Annotated in this window: 21 protein-coding genes; 18 read left to right on the top strand and 3 right to left on the bottom strand. The window is 57.9% G+C overall.

What is annotated here, in order from left to right; all coding sequences use genetic code 11:
- Positions 1 to 24 precede the first annotated feature (24 nt).
- From FLT43_RS05800 to lipB, 4 genes are all read left to right on the top strand, one after another.
- Positions 25 to 1056, top strand: coding sequence for a thiamine pyrophosphate-dependent dehydrogenase E1 component subunit alpha (locus tag FLT43_RS05800; RefSeq protein ID WP_087442599.1), 1032 nt, complete (start codon positions 25 to 27; stop codon positions 1054 to 1056).
- Entirely contained in the window at positions 1047 to 2030 is a 984-nt protein-coding gene (locus FLT43_RS05795; protein ID WP_087442600.1) for an alpha-ketoacid dehydrogenase subunit beta, read from the top strand. Before FLT43_RS05800 ends, FLT43_RS05795 begins: the two co-directional genes overlap by 10 nt.
- A 99-nt stretch (positions 2031 to 2129) precedes the next feature.
- Positions 2130 to 3527, top strand: coding sequence for a dihydrolipoamide acetyltransferase family protein (locus FLT43_RS05790; RefSeq protein WP_087442601.1), 1398 nt, complete (start codon positions 2130 to 2132; stop codon positions 3525 to 3527).
- A 62-nt stretch (positions 3528 to 3589) separates the two neighbouring features.
- Positions 3590 to 4318, top strand: coding sequence for a lipoyl(octanoyl) transferase LipB (gene lipB / locus FLT43_RS05785; protein ID WP_087442681.1), 729 nt, complete (start codon positions 3590 to 3592; stop codon positions 4316 to 4318).
- Positions 4319 to 4482: 164 nt separating this feature from the next.
- On the opposite strand, the gene prli42 is transcribed toward lipB, so the two are convergent.
- On the bottom strand, positions 4483 to 4584 hold the full coding sequence (gene prli42, locus FLT43_RS05780; RefSeq protein ID WP_087442602.1) for a stressosome-associated protein Prli42: 102 nt from the start codon (positions 4582 to 4584) through the stop codon (positions 4483 to 4485).
- Between the two features lie 88 nt (positions 4585 to 4672).
- Here prli42 and FLT43_RS05775 point away from each other — a divergent pair, with 88 nt between their 5' ends.
- The 8 genes from FLT43_RS05775 (at position 4673) to FLT43_RS05740 (ending at position 14606) form a co-directional block, all read left to right on the top strand.
- Entirely contained in the window at positions 4673 to 5803 is a 1131-nt protein-coding gene (locus FLT43_RS05775; protein ID WP_087442603.1) for a M20/M25/M40 family metallo-hydrolase, read from the top strand.
- Between the two features lie 153 nt (positions 5804 to 5956).
- A complete protein-coding gene (locus FLT43_RS05770) occupies positions 5957 to 6823 on the top strand; it encodes a helix-turn-helix transcriptional regulator (RefSeq protein WP_087442604.1) in 867 nt (288 codons plus the stop codon).
- 1252 nt (positions 6824 to 8075) lie between these two features.
- On the top strand, positions 8076 to 9251 hold the full coding sequence (locus FLT43_RS05765; RefSeq protein WP_087442605.1) for a Gfo/Idh/MocA family protein: 1176 nt from the start codon (positions 8076 to 8078) through the stop codon (positions 9249 to 9251).
- A 79-nt stretch (positions 9252 to 9330) separates the two neighbouring features.
- Positions 9331 to 10614, top strand: coding sequence for a hypothetical protein (locus FLT43_RS05760; RefSeq protein WP_087442606.1), 1284 nt, complete (start codon positions 9331 to 9333; stop codon positions 10612 to 10614).
- Between the two features lie 2 nt (positions 10615 to 10616).
- Positions 10617 to 11387, top strand: a complete 771-nt coding sequence (locus tag FLT43_RS05755; RefSeq protein ID WP_373994943.1) for an SDR family oxidoreductase — start codon at positions 10617 to 10619, stop codon at positions 11385 to 11387.
- A gap of 174 nt (positions 11388 to 11561) precedes the next feature.
- A complete protein-coding gene (locus FLT43_RS05750; protein ID WP_087442608.1) occupies positions 11562 to 12449 on the top strand; it encodes a sugar phosphate isomerase/epimerase family protein in 888 nt (295 codons plus the stop codon).
- Positions 12446 to 13579: a Gfo/Idh/MocA family protein gene (locus tag FLT43_RS05745; protein WP_087442609.1), complete on the top strand. Its 1134-nt coding sequence runs from the start codon at positions 12446 to 12448 to the stop codon at positions 13577 to 13579. Before FLT43_RS05750 ends, FLT43_RS05745 begins: the two co-directional genes overlap by 4 nt.
- On the top strand, positions 13545 to 14606 hold the full coding sequence (locus FLT43_RS05740; protein WP_087442682.1) for a mannonate dehydratase: 1062 nt from the start codon (positions 13545 to 13547) through the stop codon (positions 14604 to 14606). The genes FLT43_RS05745 and FLT43_RS05740 overlap by 35 nt, the downstream gene beginning before the upstream one ends.
- 104 nt (positions 14607 to 14710) lie before the next feature.
- Here the strand turns inward: FLT43_RS05740 and FLT43_RS29240 are convergent, their stop codons facing one another.
- Positions 14711 to 14860, bottom strand: coding sequence for a hypothetical protein (locus FLT43_RS29240; RefSeq protein ID WP_164776660.1), 150 nt, complete (start codon positions 14858 to 14860; stop codon positions 14711 to 14713).
- A 153-nt stretch (positions 14861 to 15013) separates the two neighbouring features.
- On the opposite strand from FLT43_RS29240, the gene FLT43_RS05735 reads away from it, so the two are divergent.
- The 4 genes from FLT43_RS05735 to fur all read left to right on the top strand — a co-directional run bounded on the left by FLT43_RS05735 (position 15014) and on the right by fur (position 18145).
- Complete coding sequence (locus tag FLT43_RS05735) at positions 15014 to 15601, top strand: NUDIX domain-containing protein (protein ID WP_087442610.1); 588 nt, start codon at positions 15014 to 15016, stop codon at positions 15599 to 15601.
- Positions 15589 to 16800 (top strand): endonuclease Q family protein, encoded by a 1212-nt coding sequence (locus tag FLT43_RS05730; protein ID WP_087442611.1) that lies wholly within the window; start codon positions 15589 to 15591, stop codon positions 16798 to 16800. Before FLT43_RS05735 ends, FLT43_RS05730 begins: the two co-directional genes overlap by 13 nt.
- A 118-nt stretch (positions 16801 to 16918) precedes the next feature.
- Entirely contained in the window at positions 16919 to 17563 is a 645-nt protein-coding gene (gene spoIIM / locus FLT43_RS05725; protein ID WP_087442612.1) for a stage II sporulation protein M, read from the top strand.
- Positions 17564 to 17665: 102 nt separating this feature from the next.
- Positions 17666 to 18145, top strand: coding sequence for a ferric iron uptake transcriptional regulator (gene fur / locus FLT43_RS05720; protein ID WP_087442613.1), 480 nt, complete (start codon positions 17666 to 17668; stop codon positions 18143 to 18145).
- A gap of 15 nt (positions 18146 to 18160) precedes the next feature.
- On the opposite strand, the gene FLT43_RS05715 is transcribed toward fur, so the two are convergent.
- On the bottom strand, positions 18161 to 19576 hold the full coding sequence (locus tag FLT43_RS05715) for a S8 family peptidase (protein ID WP_087442614.1): 1416 nt from the start codon (positions 19574 to 19576) through the stop codon (positions 18161 to 18163).
- A gap of 183 nt (positions 19577 to 19759) precedes the next feature.
- On the opposite strand from FLT43_RS05715, the gene ald reads away from it, so the two are divergent.
- Both ald and FLT43_RS05705 read left to right on the top strand, forming a co-directional pair.
- Entirely contained in the window at positions 19760 to 20878 is a 1119-nt protein-coding gene (gene ald, locus FLT43_RS05710) for an alanine dehydrogenase (protein ID WP_087442615.1), read from the top strand.
- Between the two features lie 87 nt (positions 20879 to 20965).
- Positions 20966 to 21202 carry a DUF4227 family protein gene (locus FLT43_RS05705; protein ID WP_087442616.1) on the top strand — a complete coding sequence of 79 codons (237 nt, stop codon included), beginning with the start codon at positions 20966 to 20968 and terminating at the stop codon, positions 21200 to 21202.
- The last annotated feature ends 119 nt before the right edge of the window (positions 21203 to 21321 follow it).

The following is a 21321-nucleotide window of genomic DNA, read 5'->3' as shown; positions in this document are numbered from 1 at the left end:
TTGATGAATAAGGAGGTCTGCTTCATGGCGCCGGAAGTGAATACTCGTCAGAAGACGAGGCATGAGTCCCTCGGACTCTCGGATGAACAGGCGGTTGACATGTACCGGAAGATGCGGCTTGCCCGCATGTACGATGAACGGGCGCTGCTGCTGCAGCGGGCGGGAAAAATAAATTTTCACGTATCCGGTATCGGTCAGGAAGCTGCCCAGATCGGTGCGGCATTTGCATTGGATAAGGAGAAAGACTATTTTTTACCCTATTACCGCGATTACGGATTCGTCTTGTCCGTCGGTATGACTATAAGAGAATTGATGCTGGCCATTTTTGCCAAGGCGGAGGATCCGAACAGCGGCGGTCGGCAGCTGCCGGGCCATTTCGGCTGCAAGCGTCTTCGCATTGTCACCGGATCCAGTCCGGTGGCGACGCAGGTGCCGCATGCCGTTGGCATTGCGCTTGCGGCGAAGATGCGCCGGGAAGAAGCGGTCTCCTTCGTCACACTGGGAGACGGCTCGAGCAACCAGGGCGACTTCCACGAGGGCTGCAACTTCGCAGGCGTGCATAAGCTGCCGATGATCGTGATGGTGGAGAATAACCAGTATGCCATCTCCGTCCCTCTGGACAAGCAGGTGGCGGGACGCATCAGCGACCGGGCGCTCGGCTATGGCTTCCCGGGCGTGCGCGTTGACGGCTGCGATGTGCTGGAAATGTACCGCGCAGTCAAGGAAGCGCGCGAGCGGGCGCTTCGGGGCGAAGGGCCAACCCTTATCGAGGCGGTCATGTACCGGCTGACTCCGCATTCGACTTCGGACAATGATATGGTATACCGGACGAAGGAAGAAGTGGACATGAACTGGAAGAACGACGCGCTGCCTCGCTATAAGGCGTATTTGATGGAATGCGGCCTCTGGTCGGAGGAAGAGGACGCGCAGCTGATCGCGGACATCAAATCGATGATGGATCGCGAGATTGCCTACGCCGAGCAGGCTTCCTTCCCGGCTGGCGAAGAGGCGCTGCGGCACGTCTATGCGGAGGAGGAAGCAGGCACATGGCGGTAATCGATTATATTGATGCAATACGAACGGCGATGAAGGAAGAGATGGAACGGGATGCCGACGTATTCGTGCTCGGCGAGGATGTCGGCGTCAAGGGCGGCGTGTTCACGACGACGAAGGGGCTGTATGAGCAATTCGGCGAAGCGCGCTCGCTTGATACGCCGCTGGCTGAATCCGCGATCGCGGGCGTCGCGATCGGCGCCGCGATGGTCGGAATGAAGCCGATCGCGGAGATGCAGTATTCGGACTTCATGTTCCCGGCGACGAACCAGATCATTAGCGAAGCGGCAAAAATACGCTACCGTTCCAACAGCGACTGGACCTGTCCGGTCGTCATTCGCGCCCCGATTGGCGGCGGGGTGGCTGGCGGACTGTACCATTCGCAATGTCCCGAATCGGTATTTTTCGGCACGCCTGGATTGAAGATCGTCGCTCCGGCTACGCCGTATGACGCGAAGGGCTTGCTCATTGCGGCCATCCGCGATCCGGACCCGGTACTATACTTCGAGAATAAAAAATGTTATCGCATGATTAGCGGGGAAGTACCGGAAGGCGATTATATCGTTCCGATCGGAGAAGCGAATGTCGTGCGCGAAGGAACGGATATTACCGTCATCGCGTACAGCCTCCCCGTCCATATGGCGATGCAGGCTGCGGATGAGCTGGCCAAGGAAGGAATCAGCCCGCATATACTTGATCTGCGCACAATTCAGCCGCTGGATCGGGAAGCGATTCTCGAAGCGGCGGCGAAGACGGGCAAAGTATTGATCATTCATGAAGACAACAAGTCGGGAGGCGTCGGCGCGGAGGTATCCGCTATTATTGCGGAAGAGCTTCTATTCGATCTGGACGCGCCGATCAAGAGACTGTGCGGCCCGGATATTCCGGCAGGTCCGTACAGCCCTCCGCTCGAGAAATTCTTTATGTTGAACAAGGATAAGGTCAAGGATGCCATGCGCGAGCTGGCGTTGTTCTAAGGACGGGAAGCGGCCGGACAGGCGGAACGCCGGCACTGTGCTCTAGCATGCCGCAGATTCGCGGGTCCGGCCGGTTGTCAAGAACGGGAGTGAAAATCAATGTCTGATGTTAATGGGAAAGAAATCACGATGCCGCAGTTAGCCGAATCGCTCGTGCAGGCTACGATCGGCAAATGGCTGAAGCAGCCTGGAGAATCGTTCGAGGCGTATGAGCCGATCTGTGAAGTCATTACCGATAAAGTCGTCGCCGAGCTGCCGGCTACCGAAGCGGGCGTCATGGAACAGATTATCGCCCAAGAGGGCGAGACGGTCGACGTCGGCGCCGTTATCTGCCGCGTCCGTACGGATGCGGCAGGGGTTCCGGCAGGCGCAGAGCAGGCGGACCAACCTGCCGCCGCGCAGGGCAATGCCCCGGCGCAAGGTTCCGCCGGGCAAGATATGAGCGGGCGCTACTCGCCTGCGGTCCAACGCCTGGCCTTCGAGCATGGCATCGATCTGACCCGCTTGAAGGGCTCGGGCTTAGGCGGCCGGATTACGCGGAAGGACGTGCTTGCGGCCGTCGAGTCAGGCACGCCCGCCGCGGCCGGTGGAGCAGGTGCGGGCGGACAGACGCAGCGCCAAGCAGGCGTACAGACGCAGCGCCAAGCAGCCTCATCGCCGGGGGCTCAGCCTGCCGCGGCATCGCCCGCCGCGGCTTCGAATCCGCTGCAGGATGCGGCTCAGGTGCCGGTGCGCCATTCGGGGCTCCATCTGGCGGATTCGCCGCGCATACCGACCATCGACGTAGAGGAAGCCGGCCGCGGCGAGACGTTCATTGATGTGACGCCTATCCGTCACACGATCGCGAGCCGGATGCGGCAAAGCGTCTCCGAGATTCCGCATGCGTGGACGATGATTGAAGTCGACGTGACGAATCTCGTGCTGCTGCGCAACAAGGTCAAGGACGAATTCATGCGGAAGGAAGGCTTCAATCTGACCTATCTCGCCTTCGTGCTGAAGGCGGTCGTCAACGCGATCAAGGATTATCCGATCATGAACTCGGTCTGGGCTGTCGACAAGATTATCGTCAAGCGAGACATCAACCTGTCGCTGGCGGTCGGCACGGAAGACTCGGTACTGACGCCGGTCATCAAGCATGCGGATCAGAAGAACATTGCGGGCCTCGCCCGGGAAATCGACGAGCTGGCGCGCAAAACGCGCGAAGGACGGCTCAGACCCGATGATATGCAGGGCGGAACCTTCACCGTGAACAATACTGGCTCGTTCGGCTCGATTCTGTCCTACCCGATTATCAATTACCCGCAGGCGGCGATTCTGACGTTCGAGTCGATCGTGAAGAAGCCGGTCGTTATCAATGACATGATCGCGGTCCGCTCGATGGCGAACATGTGCTTATCGCTCGATCACCGCATTTTGGACGGCGTCATCTGCGGCCGCTTCCTGCAGCGGGTGAAGGAGAATCTGGAAGGCTATACGCTCGATACGAAAGTGTACTGAGCGAAGGATCCAGCATGAACGGCAAGAGAGAAGACTTTTTAACAGAAGAAGGCGATATCAGGATGAATGGAACGGCAGAATCGGGACAAGACGGGAGAAGTCTTCGTGTTCACCATCTGGGCTTCACCGACTATGGCGAAGCGTGGGAGCTGCAAAAAAGCATCGTGAAGCAGGTCGATAGCGGCGAGCGGGACGATACGCTCCTGCTGTTGGAGCATCCGCCGACCTATACGATTGGATCGCAGCGGCATCCGGAGCATTTGCTGCTGTCTCCCGAGCAATTGAAGGCGCAAGGCATCGCCGTCTATCAGATTGACCGCGGCGGGGATATCACCTATCACGGTCCGGGGCAGCTTGTCGGCTATCCGCTTCTGCTGCTCGAAGGGAAGCGGATCGACCTTCACGGCTACTTGCGCTCCCTGGAGGAAGCGATCATTCGGCTGCTCGCTTCGTTCGGGATCGAGGGAAGCCGCAAGCCGGAATATACGGGCGTCTGGGTCGGCGACGTGAAGTTGGCCGCTATCGGCGTCAAGTTCAATAAATGCAGCCGGCACCGGGGCTTCATCACGAGCCACGGATTCGCCCTGAACGTCAAGAGCGGCATCCAGGCAGGCGGCTTCAGCGGCATCGTGCCGTGCGGAATCAGCGAGTATGGAGTCACTTCCCTGGAGGACTGCACAGGCATGGAATTTACGGTAGAGGACGTCGGCCGGCTGCTGCTGCCTTACTTGGCCGAGGTGCTGGAGTACGACGAAGCGATCGACGAGCCATTGGAGGCGCGGAGCAGGTAAAAGCGAATGCAGGTAGAAGCGAGTGCAGGCGGAGTGAGTTCCCGCCTCAGCATGGGCGGAATGGTCATGAACGGAGCGGTGGAACGCCGAGTGCACGGGAATAGCGGGAGGACAGGGGTCCTGTCGGGAACAGCCTGTCCCTCCCATTCCGGATGCTGCCGATGTCAGCCGTATAACAACGGCTCGATCAGCACGAGCGCAGTGGACACAAGCATGGCCGCCAGCATCAGATAGACGATAATTTTGAACCACTTTTTGGATTGCATGTAACAGGTAAGCTCCTTTCTTCAGCAATAGCTGAATTTCAGATCATACCCTTATTGTAACGAACAATTCGTCAGGAGGAAAGCGAATATGGTTCAGCAGGATAGAGTAGTGAAGCACTTTATGGAATTGGTGCAGGTGGATAGCGAGACGAAAAACGAGCGCGCAATCTGCGACGTGCTCAAGCAGCAGTTCGAAGCGATCGGTCTGCAGGTGACCGAGGACGATACGGCTCCGGTGACAGGGCATGGCGCAGGCAACCTGATCGTCAACTGGCCGGCGACGCCGGGACAGGAAGGCAGCACCCGCTTGTTCTTCACCTCCCATATGGATACGGTCAAGCCGGGCAACGGCATTCGCCCGCAGCTCGGAGAGGATGGCTACATACGCAGCGACGGCACCACGATTCTTGGCTCGGACGATAAAGCAGGCCTGGCGGCCATGTTCGAAGCCATTCGTGTCATTACGGAGACGAATCGTCCGCACGGACAGGTTCAATTCGTGATTACGGTGGGCGAAGAATCCGGTCTCGTCGGGGCGCGGGCCATGTCGGCCGAGCATCTTCAAGCCGATCTCGGCTTCGCGCTCGATTCGAATGGAGAGGTCGGCGCTATTGCGGTTGCGGCGCCTACCCAGGCAAAGATTTCGATGGAGATTTACGGGAAGTCCGCGCATGCCGGCGTGAATCCGGAGGACGGCATCAGTGCGATTCAGGTCGCTAGCAAGGCGATTGCACGCATGCCGCTGGGGCGCATCGATCATGAGACGACGGCGAACATCGGCCGCTTCGAGGGCGGCGGGGCCACGAATATCGTCTGCGATTATGTGAAGCTGGACGCCGAAGCGCGCAGCATCGTGCAGAGCAAGGTTGAAGCCCAGGTTCAGAAGATGAAGGAAGCGCTGGAGAGCGCGGCGGCCGAATACGGCGCACGTGCGGAATTCAAGAGCGATATCGTCTATCCGGCGTTTAATTTTACGGAAAAGGATGAAGTCGTCAAGCTGGCGCAGCGCGCCATCGAGCGAATCGGCTCCGTGTCCCGCCTGTTCCATTCCGGCGGCGGCAGCGACGCCAATATCTTTAACGGCATGGGCGTGCCGACGGTCAATCTGGCCGTAGGCTACGAAGATATCCATACGACGAGCGAACGCATTCACGTATCCGATCTGGTACGGACGAGCGAACTGGTCGTTGCCTTGATCGAAGAGGCGGCGAAGGCGTAAGCGGCCGAGCGATTCGGATGGAAGCCTCCGTGTGCGGACCGCGCGGGGAATCGGTCCGTTCCGGGAACCGCTCCGTGCAGGGGTGCGGTCCGCGCAGCACCGATTGTGCAGGCTTCAAGGCCGCTTCCCGGCCACCTGAAGGAGGAGAGACGATTGTCCTTCATTCATCATTCCTCAATGTTCGATTTTCAATATCGCAATACGGCGCCTTACGAGACGCCGTATTTCCATTCTCATGCCAATTATGAGATTTATCTGTTTCATTCCGGCCATGTTCACTATTTGATCGGCGATCAGATCTATCTCCTTCAGCCGGGAGATCTGATTCTGATGCATGGCTTGACGCTGCATCGGCCGAACATCGACACCCGTTATCCGTATATCCGCTCCATCATCCACTTCGATCCGCGATTTGTGGAGGCGATTCATGCGGCAGGTGATGCCGCTCAGGAGCTGCTGCGCCCGTTCCGGGACTTGAAGTACGCCCGCTTGCGGCTGTCCGAAGGGCAACTGGAGGAGGCGATGCAGCTGCTTGATCGCATGAGCCTGATGGAAGGGCGCGGGGACTTCGTTGGCGTTCAGCGGCAGCGGCTTGCTTTTCTCGAGTTGCTGTACTGTATCTATGATTGCTGCCAGGAGCCGCTGGCGGAACGATCGGCCGAAGGGGAGCCCGAGATCCGCGTGCAGGAGGCGATACAGGTCATCGAAGGCTGCTATCAAGAGGAGATTACGTTGGAGGACATCGCCAGCCGCCTGCATATGAACAAGCATTATCTCAGCAAAGTATTCAAAGAAGTGACCGGCACGACGGTATTCACGTATCTGTACCACCGCCGCATCAACCAGGCGAAGATCTGGTTTTTGACCGAACCGGATTGGTCGGTTACCGAGGTGGCGATGCGGGCGGGATTCAAGCATTTATCGCATTTCTCCCGTCTGTTCAAGCAAATGGTTGGGTGTTCGCCAGATCAATACCGCAAGCAGCTGCAAGGGGGGGCATTGGCACTGCAAAATGATTGAGCTGACGATTCAAACGAGAATGCGAGTGCGGGAAAACGGAAATGCGCTCGCATGGAGACTGTACGGAGCGGAAAAACGGCGGCGCGCAAAACGACGGAAGATGGATAAAGCAGTGAAATCCTGCGTGGATCAGGCTGTTGAGAAAGTCCAAGGGATTTTGTAGAACTTTATTTTTTGTGTGGTGGATCTCGTCTCTCAGTAGAAAAAATCGATCTAAAACGCTGTGGGTGCCAAGTTTTGAGCAGGAAAATGGACAATCTCCACCCCTTCCTAAAAAACTGGGGTTTTCCAACGGCCTGGTGGATGCAGCAATTTTTGCTTTTTAAGCCGCTATTTGATGAAATTCCTGCAAAACACAGGCTGTTGAGAAAGGCCAAAAGGATTTTTTGGGCACTTCATTAGGACTTATCTCTCAGTAGAAAAATTTTGATTTCAAACGCTCTGATCGAAGTGCCTGAAAACTGCACAATGAAATGTCTATCCGATAGGCGAAGTCCTCAAAACTGCACGGTTTCTCAAGACACGTTGATTCAGTAGGCAAAATCCTGCAAAAATACAGCAATTCGATAGGGACGACTTCACCAGAACGGGAATCCTGTAAAACTGCAGCAATTTCACCCGTTTCTCTTCGACTTAGCTCAAAAGGGCCTAAAATGATGTAGCTGTGCAGCAATACCTCGAAATGTGGACTCATTGAGCCGAAATTCCTGTAAAATAGCAGCAATTCCCTCCAACGTTAAAACCCCAGGAGATTATGATGTCTCCAGAAGGCGCTGACGCTCTGAATGCCAAGTTTCGATTAGGTAATGACCCCTTCGAAAAAACAGGGGTTTTCCAACAGCCTGAAAAGTACATGATGTTCATCGCTTTTTCACTTTTATAGATTGAATAGCCGGAAATTAATGCCGTTTTTCAGGATTTTCCTAGAACGGAGTACATATTATATAAGGAAAGGTATAATTTTCAGTTTTTTTGGCGTGTCGAGTTTTGAGATTTAGGGGGCCGTCTCACTGTAGTGAAAAACTACTTTGGGGACACCCCCTTTCTTTGATTGCACGGATGGAATAAGAGAGGTTTTTTTCCAGCGGACGAGGCGGATCGTTCTTCTGAATGCCAACCACAGTTAAATGAACACCGGAAACGATCAATCCGATGAAAGCGCGCTCAACTCGTCTTGTGATACGCTACGTACAAATGCAACCGTACCGGCTGCGTTCCAGCTATATATTCGTCAGTTAAGGAGGAAACGCGAGTGGATACCGTACGAATTGGCGTCATTGGATTAGGAAATATGGGGAGCGCGCATGCGAAGTGCATCGCGCGCGGCGAGATAACGGGGGCGGTATTGGGTGCTGTCTGCGACACCATTCCCGGCCGTCAGGAGTGGGCGAAGTCCGAATTGGGGGAGCATATCCCGTTTTATTCGACAGAGGACGAGATGCTGGCCTCCGGAAAGATCGATGCCGTGCTGATCGCGACGCCTCATTACCATCACCCGCAATCGGCCATCAACGCCTTCGAGCAGGGGCTGCACGTCCTGATTGAGAAGCCGGCGGGGGTCTATACGAAGCAGGTGCGGGAGATGAACGAGCGGGCGGCGCGAAGCGGCAAAGTGTTCGGCATCATGTACAATCAGCGCAGCCAGCCGATCTATCAGAAGCTCCGCGATCTGATTCAATCGGGAGAGCTGGGCGAGATCCGGCGGACGAACTGGATTATTACGAACTGGTACCGGCCCCAGAGCTATTATAATTCGGGCGGCTGGCGCGCGACCTGGGCGGGCGAAGGCGGCGGCGTCCTCATTAATCAGGATCCGCACCAGCTTGATCTGTGGCAATGGACGACTGGCCTTGTGCCGAAGCGGATGCGGGCGTTTTGCCGCTTCGGGCATTACCGGAACATCGAGGTCGAGGACGATGTGACTGCCTATGTGGAATACGAGAACGGAGCGAGCGGCGTATTCGTGACGACGACCGGCGAGGCGCCGGGCACGAATCGCTTCGAGATTACCGGGGATCGGGGCAAGGTCGTCATTGAGAACGGGAAGCTGACGTTTTGGCGGCTGCGGGTCTCTGAGCCGGAATTCAACCGGCAGTATGAAGGCATGTTCGGACAGCCCGAATGCTGGAAATGCGATATTCCCGTTCATGGACAGGGCGGCGAGCACCGCTACATTATTCAGAACTGGACCGACGCGATCCGGACAGGTTCGCCGCTCCTTGCGCCGGGCGAGGAAGGCATCCACGGCCTGACGCTGTCGAATGCGATGCTGCTGTCGACCTGGACGGACAATTGGGTCACGTTCCCGCTGGACGAGGATCTGTTCCATGCGGAGCTGCAGAAGCGGATTGACCAGTCCCGCTATGCGGCCGATGCGCCGGAAGAGGTGCGGGCTCCTGCGGATATGAGCCGTTCATTTGGTTCGTAGGCGGCTGTCAGCCGAGAGGCTGGGGCAGACGCGTCCGAATACGGCGGCTGGAAAATGGGAAGAAGGAGGTTGACTGTGGATGAACCGGGAAGAACAAGCGATTCGGCAGATGGCGCATGAGGTCGTGAAGCAATGCGCCGTCACCGACATGCATACCCATCTGTACGCGGAGAACTTCGGTTCCCTGCTGCTCTGGGGGATCGATGAGCTGTTGACGTACCATTATCTGGTTGCCGAAATGTTCCGGCATTCCGCCGTTCCGGAGGAGACATTCTGGGGCTGGAGCAAGGAGCAGCAGGCGAAACACGTGTTCCAGACCTTGTTCGTCGATTGCTCTCCCGTCAGCGAGGCGGCGATTGCGGTCGTTGGCATATGTCAGCGGCTTGGCATGCCTATCGGAAGCCGCAGCATCGAGGCGCTCCGGGAGGCGTGGTCGAAGGTAAGCCTATCCGAGCATATCGATCATATTTTCAGCTTGGCCAATATCAAGCAGGTCGTGATGACCAACGATCCGTTCGACCCGTTGGAGCGGCCGGTCTGGGAGGGCGGCGGAGTCCGGGATTCCCGGTTCCTGGCGGCCCTTCGGATCGATTCCTTGCTGCTGGACTGGGAATCGGCCTGTCCGAAGCTGCAGGCGGAAGGCTTGGCGGTGACGGCGGAATGGGGCGGTCCGGACGGAGAACACAATATCCGCGAGGCGCGCCGGTTCCTGAAGGAATGGGCGGTGCGGATGAAGGCGGTCTATATAGCCGCCTCCTTGCCTGGAACGTTCCGGTATCCGGACGACGGGTGGAGCAGCCGCATGCTCGACGAGGCGGTCATTCCGGTCTGCCGGGAGTTGAATCTGCCGCTGGCGCTCATGATCGGCGTCAAGCGGCAGGTCAATCCGGCCTTGCGGCTGGCGGGAGACCGCGGAGAGCGGACCGACATCGGCATCCTGGAGCGGCTGCTTGTCCGCCATCCGTCCCAGCGGTTCATGGTCACCCTGCTCGCCCGCGAGAATCAGCATGAGCTAGCTGTGCTGGCGCGCAAGTTCCGCAATCTGCTGCCTTTCGGCTGCTGGTGGTTCCTGCATACCGAATCGATGATTGCGGAGATGACCCGGATGCGCACCGAGCTGCTCGGCACCTCCTATATTCCGCAGCATTCGGATTGCCGGGTGCTGGAGCAACTGATTACGAAGTGGGATTATTCGCGCCATACCATCGCCGAAGTGCTGGCTCATCAATATATCCGTCTCGCGCGGGCCGGATGGACGGTGTCGCGGGAAGAGATGGAACGGGATGCGGATGAATGGTTCAACCGTCAATTCCGGACGTTCGCCGGCATCGCGCCGGATCGTGAGGAAGGGCAAGGAGGATGAACATGTCGCAGTGGTTTGATCTGAGCGGCAAGACCGCGGTCATTGCCGGAGGAACGAGCACGCTGGGCCGCTCGATGGCCGAGGCCTTGGCCGCGCATGGGGCCCAAGTCGCCATCATCGGGCGGAAGGCGGATGCAGCCGCTGAAGTGGTGGCGCAGCTGGCCGAGGCGGGAGGTGAAGCCCAGGCGTTCTTGGGCGATATGACGGACGAGCGCGACATCGAGCGCGTCCACGCCGAAGTGATGCGGTGCTACGGGAAGGTCGATGTGCTGCTGTACTGTCCCGGAGTGAACAGCGCGACCCCGTTCTTCGAGCTGGAGATGGAAGAATGGGACCATATTATGGACGTTAATGTCAAGGGCGCCATCCGGATGTGCCAGCAGTTCGGGCAATCGATGATCGGGGCCGGCAGGGGAGGCTCTATTATTCTTATCTCCTCCGTTTCCTCGGATCCGCCTTTATCCCGCGTGTTTACCTATTCCATGTCGAAGGCGGCCTTGAACAGCATGACCAAATATTTGGCCCGTGAATTCGCTCCTCACGGCGTCAGGGTCAATGCCATCATCCCCGGCTTCTTCCCGGCGGAGCAGAACCGGGCGATCCTGTCCCCGGATCGGGTGGAAGCGATTATGAGGCATACGCCAATGGGACGGTTCGGCACCCCCGAAGAGCTGCAAGGGACTGCCGTCTGGCTGGCGTCGGAGCGGGCTTCGGGCTTTGTGACCGGCGCTTTGATCCGGGTCGATGGCGGCTTCGGCGCGATGACGATCTAAAGGCTTGTCCGGCGCATCCGAGAATCGAGCTGAACATGAGTGAATCGTACTGAACATGGGAGAATCGTACTGAACCAGATCTGCGAGGACCGGAAGGAACCTTATGCTGCAATACACCAATGGACACAGCAAACAATTTCAAATCACTGGCTCTATATGAAGGAGGACGCATCTATGAAATGGTCTGTCTTTACCGTAGCCGTTCCCGATCTATCGGTGGAACAAGTCATTCCGGCAGCAGCCGAGGCCGGACTGCACGGAATCGAATGGCGCTGCGCCCCAAGGCCGGCGGAAGCGAAGAACCAGCCGCCATCCTTCTGGGGGAACAATCTGTGCACCATCGAGCCCGGAACCGCTCCAGAAGTGCTTGAGGGCCTGCGGGGGCAGATGCGTGAGCATGGCCTCGACAGTGCCGCCGTCATGCCCTACTTGAAGGTCGGAGATATGGAGGCGGCGGAGAAAGTGATGCGCATTGCCCAGGCGCTGGGCGCGCCGATGATGCGCATCGGCGTCCATGGCTATAACCGGAGCCGGCCTTACAGCGAGCTGTATGACGAGCAGATGGAATACGTGGCGAAGCTCGTGCCGCTGCTGAAGCAATATGGCATCCGGGGACTGATCGAGACGCATCATATGACAATCGCGCCAAGCGCAAGCGCGGCATACCGGATCGCGTCTTCCTTCGATCCGGAACATATCGGTGTGCTATTCGACCCCGGCAATATGGTGTTCGAGGGGTATGAGAACCACCGCATGGGTCTGGAAATGCTGGGTCCGTATCTGGCGCATGTCCATGTCAAAAATGCGGATGTCGCCGCAGCGCGGGAAAATAACGGCCCGAAGCTGGAATGGTCGCCGCTGGAGCGGGGCTTCGTCCGCTGGCAGCAGGTGATGGGGGACTTGACCGCTGTCGGTTACGACGGCTATTGCGGGGTGGAGGATTTCAGCGGCGTCCATTCATCAGGCGACATGCTGCGCAGCTTCGTCTCCCTGATGAAGGAGCTTGCGCATGGAGCCGCTGCCCGTCAGGAAGCCGGAAGTGCCGGGGGGAATTCGCGATGAACCGTACTGACGGCATGCGCTACGCTCCGGAAGGCAAGCCGAACCCGGTATGCGGGCCGGGTGAATTCGTGTTCGCGGCCATGGCGCTGGAGCATGGGCATATTTACGGCATGTGCAACGGCTTGGTGGAAGCGGGAGCCACCTTGAAATGGGTCTATGATCCCGATCCCGCCAAGGCAGAAGCTTTTCAGGCCCGTTACCCCAGCGTGCGGGCCGCCCGCTCGGAGGCGGAGATTTTGGAGGATCCCGAGGTACGGCTCATCGCGGCGGCTGCCGTTCCGGCGGACCGGTGTGCTCTCGGGCTTCGGGCGATGGAGCACGGCAAGGATTACTTTACGGACAAGACGCCGTTCACGTCGTTCGAGCAGCTGGAAGCGGCGCGCCGCGCCGTCGCCGATACGAAGCAGAAATATATGGTCTACTACAGCGAACGGCTGCATTCGGAGAGCGCGGTCTATGCCGGACAGCTGATTCACGAGGGAGCCATCGGCAGAGTGCTGCAGGTGATGGGAACGGGACCGCATCGGCTGCAGGCGCAGCAGCGTCCGGCCTGGTTTTTCGAGAAGGAGCGTTACGGCGGGATATTATGCGATATCGGCAGTCATCAGGCCGAGCAATTTCTGTATTACGCGGGCTGCGGCGATGCGCAGGTGCTGCACAGCAAGGTGGCGAATTACGCGCATCCTGAATATCCGGAGCTCGAGGACTTCGGAGACGCCATGCTGCTCGGGGATAACGGAGCCACTAATTATTTCCGGGTCGACTGGTTCACGCCGGACGGCCTCGGCACATGGGGAGACGGCCGCACCGTCATCCTCGGCACGGACGGCTATATCGAGCTGCGCAAATATATCGATGTCGCCCGCTCCAATACGCCGGATCATGTCTATCTCGTCAATCATGAGGGAGAACGGCATATTCCGGTGTCCGGCAAGGTCGGATTCCCTTTCTTCGGGGAGCTGATTCTCGATTGCCTTCATCGGACGGAGCGGGCGATGACGCAGCAGCATGCGTTCAAGGCGGCCGAGCTGGCGCTGGCGGCACAGGCGAATGCGATCGTCATTCCGAATCCATCGGGAAAAGGAGGCGAAGAGCTTGGAATTAACGTTCCGCTGGTACGGCGCGGATGACCCGGTCCGGCTTGAATATATTCGTCAGATTCCGGGGATGCAAGGCATCGTGTCGGCCGTCTATGACGTTCCGGTTGGTGAAGTGTGGGACCGGGAACGGATTCGCGGCCTGAAGGAGACGGTGGAGGCGCACGGCTTGCGGCTCGCCGTCATCGAGAGCGTTCCGGTGCATGAACATATCAAGCTGGGGCTGGCCGGACGGGATCGGTATATCGACAATTACATTGCGACGCTTCGCAATCTGGCAGCGGAAGGGATCCGAACGGTCTGCTACAACGTCATGCCGGTGTTCGATTGGACCCGCTCCAGGCTCGATCATGTCCTGCCGGACGGCTCCACGACGCTTATTTATGAGGATGACGTTATCCAACAGATGGATCCGGCGGACGGAACGCTGCGCCTTCCCGGCTGGGACACCAGCTATCTTGACGGGGAAGTCGGCCGCCTGTTCGAACGCTACCGTTCCATCGGCGAGGAGCAGTATTGGGAGAACATCGCTTATTTCATCCAGAGGGTTATGCCGGAGGCGGCGGAATTGGGGATGAGGATGGCGGTTCATCCGGATGATCCTCCATGGCCGATATTCGGCTTGCCGCGAATTCTGGGCCGCGAGGAGCAGTTCGCCCGCTATTTGTCCCTGTTCGATCATCCCGCTCACGGCATGTGCTTCTGCACCGGCTCGCTCGGCTCTGATCCGGCCAATGATCTGCCGCATATGATCCGGCAATTCGGCCATGCGGACCGCATTCATTTCGTTCATGCGCGCAACGTGCTGGTTACCGGACACCGCTCGTTCCAGGAGACGGCGCATCTGTCGTCCGCCGGATCCGTCGACATGACGACGGTGATGCGCGCGCTTGCGGATATCGGCTACACTGGCCCGCTGCGCTCGGATCACGGCCGCATGATCTGGGGCGAGCAGGGACGTCCCGGCTACGGGCTGTATGATCGGGCGCTCGGCGCCGTCTACTTGAACGGCATTTGGGAAGCCGTGACGAAATGTTCCGCTGCGTCGGAGGAGTCATAATCCCGCCAACGAAGACAAGGGTACGGATGAGGGCGATGAACGCCTTGGTCCGTACCCTTTTTGTCTTTGCGGCAAGCCCGGATAGGCCGCAAAGCAATGCTTCTCTATATTTTGGCCCGGCTCTGTTGCTTTTGGAGAATCACGGACAATGTGGCGTTACGGCCTTCTCGAATCATGAGTCTTCTCAGCTCGGCGCGAATTTCATAGCTTTTCCCGACGAGCAGCATATCCTGCTTCGAATAATATTGTTTCACTTCATTTCCCCTCATTTCGTTCGGACAAGCCGTTTTGGTATAATGATTATGTTGCATCGAACGGAATTATGTATGCATAACGATGGCTCAATCCGAAGGGGAACAGCTCCGGAAGGATGAGCCAACCATTTGTTATAAGGGAGTGGCAACGAGATGAGCGTGCAAGATGATGTCAATCAAGCAAAGAAACGCCCGTCGCTCGAAGAAGTGACGGTTGATACAACGACCATTTTCGAAGGGAAAATTATCGGTCTACAGGTCGATACGGTTACATTGCCCGATGGGACCACAGCAACTCGGGAAATTGTCCGCCATCCGGGCGCGGTCGCGGTGCTGGCGATCAAGGACGGGCGTATGCTCGTCGTCGAGCAGTACCGCAAGCCGCTTGAACGGACGCAGGTCGAGATTCCGGCAGGCAAGCTGGATGCGGGCGAGCGGCCGGAGGATGCGGCCAAGCGGGAGCTGGAGGAGGAGACGGGCTACCGGGCAGCTTCCCTGATTCCGCTCGGGGCGTTCTCGACCTCTCCCGGCTTCGCGGATGAGATTATCTATCTGTACGCGGCGGATGAATTGGAAGAAGGCACGATGAAGCCGGACGAAGATGAGTTCCTCGAGGTGAGCGCGTTGACGATGGACGAAGCATTCGAGGCGATTCGCCAGGGCCGAATCGGCGACGCGAAGACGATACAAGCGCTCTATGCATGGAAAATATACGAGATGACGGGCTCATGGCCGGTATAATTACGTCCGCGGAAGGCTCCCGGTTCATCGGCATGCGCGTATTCGGAGATTTCCATATCCATATCGGGAGCACGTCCCGCGGCGCACCCTGCAAGATGAGCGCAAGCCGGGATCTGACGTTCGAGGCGATTGCGAAGGAAGCGTCGGAGCGCAAAGGGCTGCACTTGATAGGGATTATCGATGCGCACGCGCCAGGCGTACAGGAGGATATCGCTGCCTTGCTTGAGCGGGGAGAGATGGAGGAGCTGGCCGACGGCGGCATCCGCTACCGGAACACAACGCTGCTCCTGGGCACCGAGCTTGAAATCCGGGCGGAAGGACTCGGGATGGCACATGTGCTGTGCTATCTTCCCAGCTTCGATGCGATGCGTCATTTCTCAGCGTGGCTGTCGCCTTACGTAACCAATATGAATCTGTCTTCTCAACGGGTATACGTATCGGGACAGGCACTGCAGGAGCAAACGGCCGCGCACGGCGGCATATTCATCCCTGCGCATGTATTCACGCCGTTCAAGAGCATCTACGGCAACTGCTCCGATCGCATGGCGGATGTATTGGACATGGAGCTTATCGATGCGGTGGAGCTGGGCCTGAGCGCCGACACCGAGATGGCCGGTCTGATCTCCGAATTGGATCGCTATACGCTGCTGACGAATTCAGATGCCCATTCGCTGCGCAAGATTGCCCGGGAGTACAACCAATTGACCGTCGCCGAGCCCAGCTTCAAGGAGTGGGCATTGGCGCTTCAGAACCGGGACGGCCGGTGCGTCAATGCCAATTACGGGCTGAACCCGAGCCTGGGCAAGTATCACCGCTCGCGCTGCATGGAGTGCGGATCCGTACCCGAGGCGGCTCAGCTTCCCGCGGCATGTCCCGCCTGCGGCCACGGCAAAATGGTGCAGGGCGTGCTCGACCGCATTCACGCTATCTCGGATCGGGATCATAGCCAGGTACCCGCTCATCGGCCGCCGTATATAATGCAGGTTCCGCTTGAATTCATTCCGGGCGTCGGCCCCCGCACGCTGAACAAGCTGCTGGATCGGTTCGGCACCGAGATGGCGGTGCTGCATCAGGCGACCCCGGAGCAGCTGGCGGAGACGGTCGGGGAGAAGACGGCGGAATATATCGTCAGGGCGCGATGCGGAGACCTGGTCTTGTCGAGCGGCGGCGGCGGGACCTACGGTAAAGTCGTCACATAACGCCGAAGTCTGCGACAGAGAACGAACGGCTTCTCGTTCATATTCGGACGAGCGGCCGCATACAATGGAGTGACACAGAGCTGTGAGTCCATCGTATGGGAAAGGAGCCGTTCCCCTCATGAAGCCGGCATCATATTCGTTTCGCGCCCAACTTCATTTGTATCTCTTTGTCTCGATTTTGTTTTTGGTCGGCGTCGTGTTCGGGGCGCTGCTGGTTAATGCGTTGACGCTGGAGCAGCAGCAGGATCTGGGCAGTCATCTCGTCCACTTCTTCGTGATGCTGGACGGCGACAGTCCCGCGCCGGATCGGGCCGGGATGTTCACCGAATCCGCTATGCTCTACAGCAAATGGATTGGGTTGATCGCGCTGCTGGGCTTTTCGATCGTCGGCTTCCCGCTTGTCCTCATCCTTGTCTTTGCCAAAGGAATCTTCATCGGCTTCACGGTGGGTACGCTTATCGGCCAATATGGATGGAAGGGGATGCTGTTCGCCTTCGCTTCGGTCGCCCCGCATAATCTGCTGGCGATACCGCTCATTCTGATTGCCAGCGTCGCTTCGATTACGTTCGCGACATATATATTGAAGAACCGGGTCTTCATGCCCAAGGTTCAGTCGCTGCGCGAGCCGCTAGGCCGCTTCGTTCTCGTGCAGACATCGGCGGCAGCCGGGATGGCCGTCGTCGCCGCCGTCATGACCTGGGTATCCCCCTCTTTGATGAAGCTGGCCGCGCCGCTGCTTGCCGGAACGGTATCCGGAGGATGAGACCCTTTTTCATTTGCTTAAATGATTTGACACTCATTGCATTCTCCCCCTATAATGATAGAAGCGAATAGAATTGCGGATTGGCGGGCAAGGGGGGAGATCATGGAAGCGCGTATTGAGAAGATCAAACAACAACTGCAATCCCAAGGGTACAAGCTGACACCCCAGCGTGAAGCAACCGTTCGCGTTCTTCTCGAGAACGAAGAGGATCACCTCAGCGCGGAAGATGTATTCATGCTAGTGAAGGAAAAGGCCCCTGAAATCGGTCTTGCCACCGTGTACCGGACATTGGAGCTGCTGAATGAGTTGCATGTGGTGGAAAAATTGAACTTCGGGGATGGTGTAGCCCGTTATGATTTGCGCGGCGACAACAACAAGCATCACCATCATCATTTGATCTGCGTCCAATGCGGTTCGATGCAAGAGATACAGGAAGACTGGCTAGGCCCGCTGGAAGAGCGACTGGAGAGGGAGTTCCAATTCCACGTCGTCGACCATCGGCTTGACTTTCAGGGCATATGCCGGGAGTGCCAGGAGAAGGAGCGCCTTCGCAAGGAATCTTCATCGAACGGTGAATCATAACATACAGCCTCGATGTCAACGACGTCGAGGCTTATTTAATCTGTGTTGGATGGAGTTTCTTGACAAATTTGCCGAACGTTGCTTGCTTGGGACGGCTGTTGCCGCCTTCCGGCATGCGCCCGGCAGGCCAGCTGCGGCTGCGGACGGAGCGGGCTGCCGCGAAGGAGTCAGCTTTTTCTTCACGGGGCGGCCTGCTGTAAACGCTACCGGCAGGACGAGATTGGCTGACTCATCTGCGTGGTGCTTGGCCTTTGCCGTATACGCGACTGCCTTCTGCGTATTGATGAGTCCCGCGCCTTGGGCCGTAACTGGTTCCCCGCTCAATCGCTGGGAAGTATGAACCAGCGCGCAGCGAAGCTGCTCCGGCAGCATGCCGGGACAAGCGGCCAGCATTAATCCGGCTGTGCCCGAGACATGCGGCGCCGCCATCGAGGTCCCGGAATCTTCGGCGAAGCCGCCTTTATAGCTCGTTGAACAGATGTCTGCGCCGGGGGCTGCGACATCGATTCCTAGGCCGCGGCTGCTGAAGCTGGCAATGCAGTCGAGCCTGTCGGTCGCCGCAACCGCGATCACTTCCGGATAGATTGCCGGCTCATCGATGGCTTCGGCATCCTTACCGTTATTGCCGGCGGAAGCGACGATAACGATGCCTTGGCGGTGGGCGCGGCGGATCGTGTTGCGCAGCATCTTGCTGGGGCCGTTCAGACCCAGGCTCAGATTGATGACATCCATGCGGTTCCGAATACACCATTCCACACCTTCTACGATATCGGATACATACCCTTCGCCTTTTTCATCTAGTGCTTTGACTGCATACAGCTCCGCTTCGGGAGCTGTGCCGTACAGGAGATGTCCTCTGCCGAGCGCGGCAGCCGTACCTGCCACATGAGTGCCGTGGCCGTTGTCGTCGTCATAGGATGCCCCTGGGCGAATCGTGTTGATCCCCCCGGAGATGCGAAGATCCGGATGGGGCGAGATACCTGTATCGACAATCGCAATCCGAATCCCCTTGCCCCGGGTTTCCGGCCAGGCTTTGGGCGCCTGAATCCGCTTGACACCCCATGGAATTTGCTGCATAGAAGCTGTTTGACCTTTGGCTGTGGAATGGTTCCGCTTCGAGGAACGCTGTCTAGTAGTAGAAGAAGAACACCGACCCCGACCAACCGCATGAGCCCGCACACGGGCATCATTCTCGATTCTGCGGATGCTGGGATGCTTCATTAATTCGGCCAGCTTGGCATGAGGATGAACATGACAGCATAGCATGAAGGCTGATTTTACCTGCTTTAAGGGAACGATGCCCTGCTTTTTCAACTCGCGAACGCACACATTGAAGCTTTTTCGATCCTTTAGCACGATGATTTTCCGTACCGTGTGCCGGGCAGGCTTCCCGTGCACGACGGCTTGTAACATGCGGGTTAAGTTGCGCATGCCGTACCGTCCTCCCGTTCCATTCAGGATAGGTTCCGTTGTGCCTTCCTAGAGGGGCACACGATTAGAGTATGGGAATGAAGGGAAGACGGTGATGCCTCAGCGATGCATTTGTCGCATGGATGGAGAATGGCGCGCTTGCCTGGACAAGACCAATATTGTTCATTAGGGAGGATATTCAGTATGAAGATTGGAGTGCCTAAAGAAATCAAAACGAATGAGCGTCGCGTCGCCTTGACCCCTTCAGGTGCCCACGCGCTTGTGCAGGACGGTCATCAGATCATCTTGGAGCGGGGAGCCGGTGTAGGCAGCGGTTTTGAGGATGAGGAATATGCCCGGGTCGGCGCAGCGATTGCGCCGGAAGCCGCGGCCGTATGGGGTGAAGCGGATCTGATTGTCAAGGTCAAGGAACCGCTGCCGGAGGAGACTGCCTTTTTCCGGTCCAATCAAACGTTGTTCACGTATCTTCATCTGGCGGCCGTTCCTTACCTGGCTGAGGCGCTTGTCCAATCCGGGACGTGTTCGCTCGCTTATGAGACCGTGCAGCTCCCGAACGGCAAGCTGCCCCTGCTCACTCCGATGAGTGAAATCGCCGGTAAAATGTCCGTGCAAATCGGAAGCCATCTGCTTGAATCGTATGTAGGCGGACGAGGCGTACTGCTCGGCGGCGTGCCAGGTGTTCCCCCAGGGGAAGTCGTTATTATCGGCGGCGGGGCCGTCGGCACGAACGCGGCCAAAATTGCGCTTGGCATGGGGGCACGGGTAACGATTCTCGACCTGAACATTGATCGGCTGCGCGAGCTGGACGATTTATTCGAAGGGCGGGTGACGACCATTGTCTCTCAGCCGTTCTATGTGGAAGAAGCCGTCCGCCATGCGGATTTGCTGGTCGGGGCGGTTCTCGTGCCGGGCGCGAAGGCGCCTCGCATCGTGTCGGAAGATATGGTCAAGCAGATGAAGCCCGGTTCGGTTATTGTCGATGTCGCCATTGATCAAGGCGGCTCGATCGCGACGATGGATCGCGTGACGACGCACGAGCATCCGACCTTCGTCAAGCATGGCGTCATCCACTATGCGGTTGCGAATATGCCGGGCGCCGTGCCGCGCACGTCCACCCTGGCGTTGGCGCATGCTACGCTCCCGTATGTGCGTAGGCTGGCTTCATTGGGGTTGGAGGAAGCGATTCATCGCGCGCCGGAGTTGAGAGGCGGCCTAACGACATACGAAGGTGGCATCGTTCACCGGGTCGTCGCGGAAGCCCTTGGCTACGAGGCGCGTCCCGAGCCCTTCCCGTCCGTCTAACGCTGTTCATCCCGCTGGCATATCCTGTCCGCTTGTCTCATACGTTACGAGTAGTGGGACGATTCGGATAAGGGGGGACGTGTGAGGATGATCGTATCGCTTCGCAAAGTACTGAGCCGGCTCAAGTTCGTGGCGCTTTTTTTGCTCCTGACGTATGCAATGGCCCACCTGTTGGGAAGCGTATCCGACTGGATATCTCCAGTCGATAGATATAGAGAGCCGCAGGGTAAAGCGGTGAAGGTGTTCCAGATTGAGGGGGCGACGGACATCGAGCCCCACACGTTCAAGGAACGCCTTCGCCTGTTTTATTGGCTGGGGGAATAACTGCGGCGTTCACTCATCAGACACACGGGCGGAAGCAGGAATGTGCGGACCCCGCGAAGAAAGTATAAAAGAACCTATTCATGTCTGGCGCCTCTATAGTAGGAGAAAGACGCAGCAAG

Origin of the sequence: Paenibacillus thiaminolyticus, from assembly GCF_007066085.1 — a bacterium.
In the GTDB taxonomy this organism is placed as follows: Bacteria; Bacillota; Bacilli; order Paenibacillales; family Paenibacillaceae; genus Paenibacillus_B; species Paenibacillus_B thiaminolyticus.
This window is presented reverse-complemented; position numbering and strand designations above follow the sequence as displayed.

Bases quoted from the DNA above. Each gene is read 5' to 3' on its own strand.
- FLT43_RS05755 (WP_373994943.1), top strand. From the start codon at position 10,617: ATGTCGCAGTGGTTTGATCTGAGCGGCAAGACCGCGGTCATTGCCGGA.
- FLT43_RS05730 (WP_087442611.1), top strand. From the start codon at position 15,589: ATGGCCGGTATAATTACGTCCGCGGAAGGCTCCCGGTTCATCGGCATG.
- FLT43_RS05715 (WP_087442614.1), bottom strand. From the start codon at position 19,576: ATGCGCAACTTAACCCGCATGTTACAAGCCGTCGTGCACGGGAAGCCT.
- FLT43_RS05745 (WP_087442609.1), top strand. From the start codon at position 12,446: ATGAACCGTACTGACGGCATGCGCTACGCTCCGGAAGGCAAGCCGAAC.
- lipB (WP_087442681.1), top strand. From the start codon at position 3,590: ATGAATGGAACGGCAGAATCGGGACAAGACGGGAGAAGTCTTCGTGTT.
- FLT43_RS05775 (WP_087442603.1), top strand. From the start codon at position 4,673: ATGGTTCAGCAGGATAGAGTAGTGAAGCACTTTATGGAATTGGTGCAG.
- fur (WP_087442613.1), top strand. From the start codon at position 17,666: ATGGAAGCGCGTATTGAGAAGATCAAACAACAACTGCAATCCCAAGGG.
- FLT43_RS05800 (WP_087442599.1), top strand. From the start codon at position 25: ATGGCGCCGGAAGTGAATACTCGTCAGAAGACGAGGCATGAGTCCCTC.
- ald (WP_087442615.1), top strand. From the start codon at position 19,760: ATGAAGATTGGAGTGCCTAAAGAAATCAAAACGAATGAGCGTCGCGTC.
- prli42 (WP_087442602.1), bottom strand. From the start codon at position 4,584: ATGCAATCCAAAAAGTGGTTCAAAATTATCGTCTATCTGATGCTGGCG.
- FLT43_RS05760 (WP_087442606.1), top strand. From the start codon at position 9,331: ATGAACCGGGAAGAACAAGCGATTCGGCAGATGGCGCATGAGGTCGTG.
- FLT43_RS05790 (WP_087442601.1), top strand. From the start codon at position 2,130: ATGTCTGATGTTAATGGGAAAGAAATCACGATGCCGCAGTTAGCCGAA.
- spoIIM (WP_087442612.1), top strand. From the start codon at position 16,919: ATGAAGCCGGCATCATATTCGTTTCGCGCCCAACTTCATTTGTATCTC.
- FLT43_RS05795 (WP_087442600.1), top strand. From the start codon at position 1,047: ATGGCGGTAATCGATTATATTGATGCAATACGAACGGCGATGAAGGAA.
- FLT43_RS05735 (WP_087442610.1), top strand. From the start codon at position 15,014: ATGAGCGTGCAAGATGATGTCAATCAAGCAAAGAAACGCCCGTCGCTC.
- FLT43_RS05705 (WP_087442616.1), top strand. From the start codon at position 20,966: ATGATCGTATCGCTTCGCAAAGTACTGAGCCGGCTCAAGTTCGTGGCG.
- FLT43_RS05750 (WP_087442608.1), top strand. From the start codon at position 11,562: ATGAAATGGTCTGTCTTTACCGTAGCCGTTCCCGATCTATCGGTGGAA.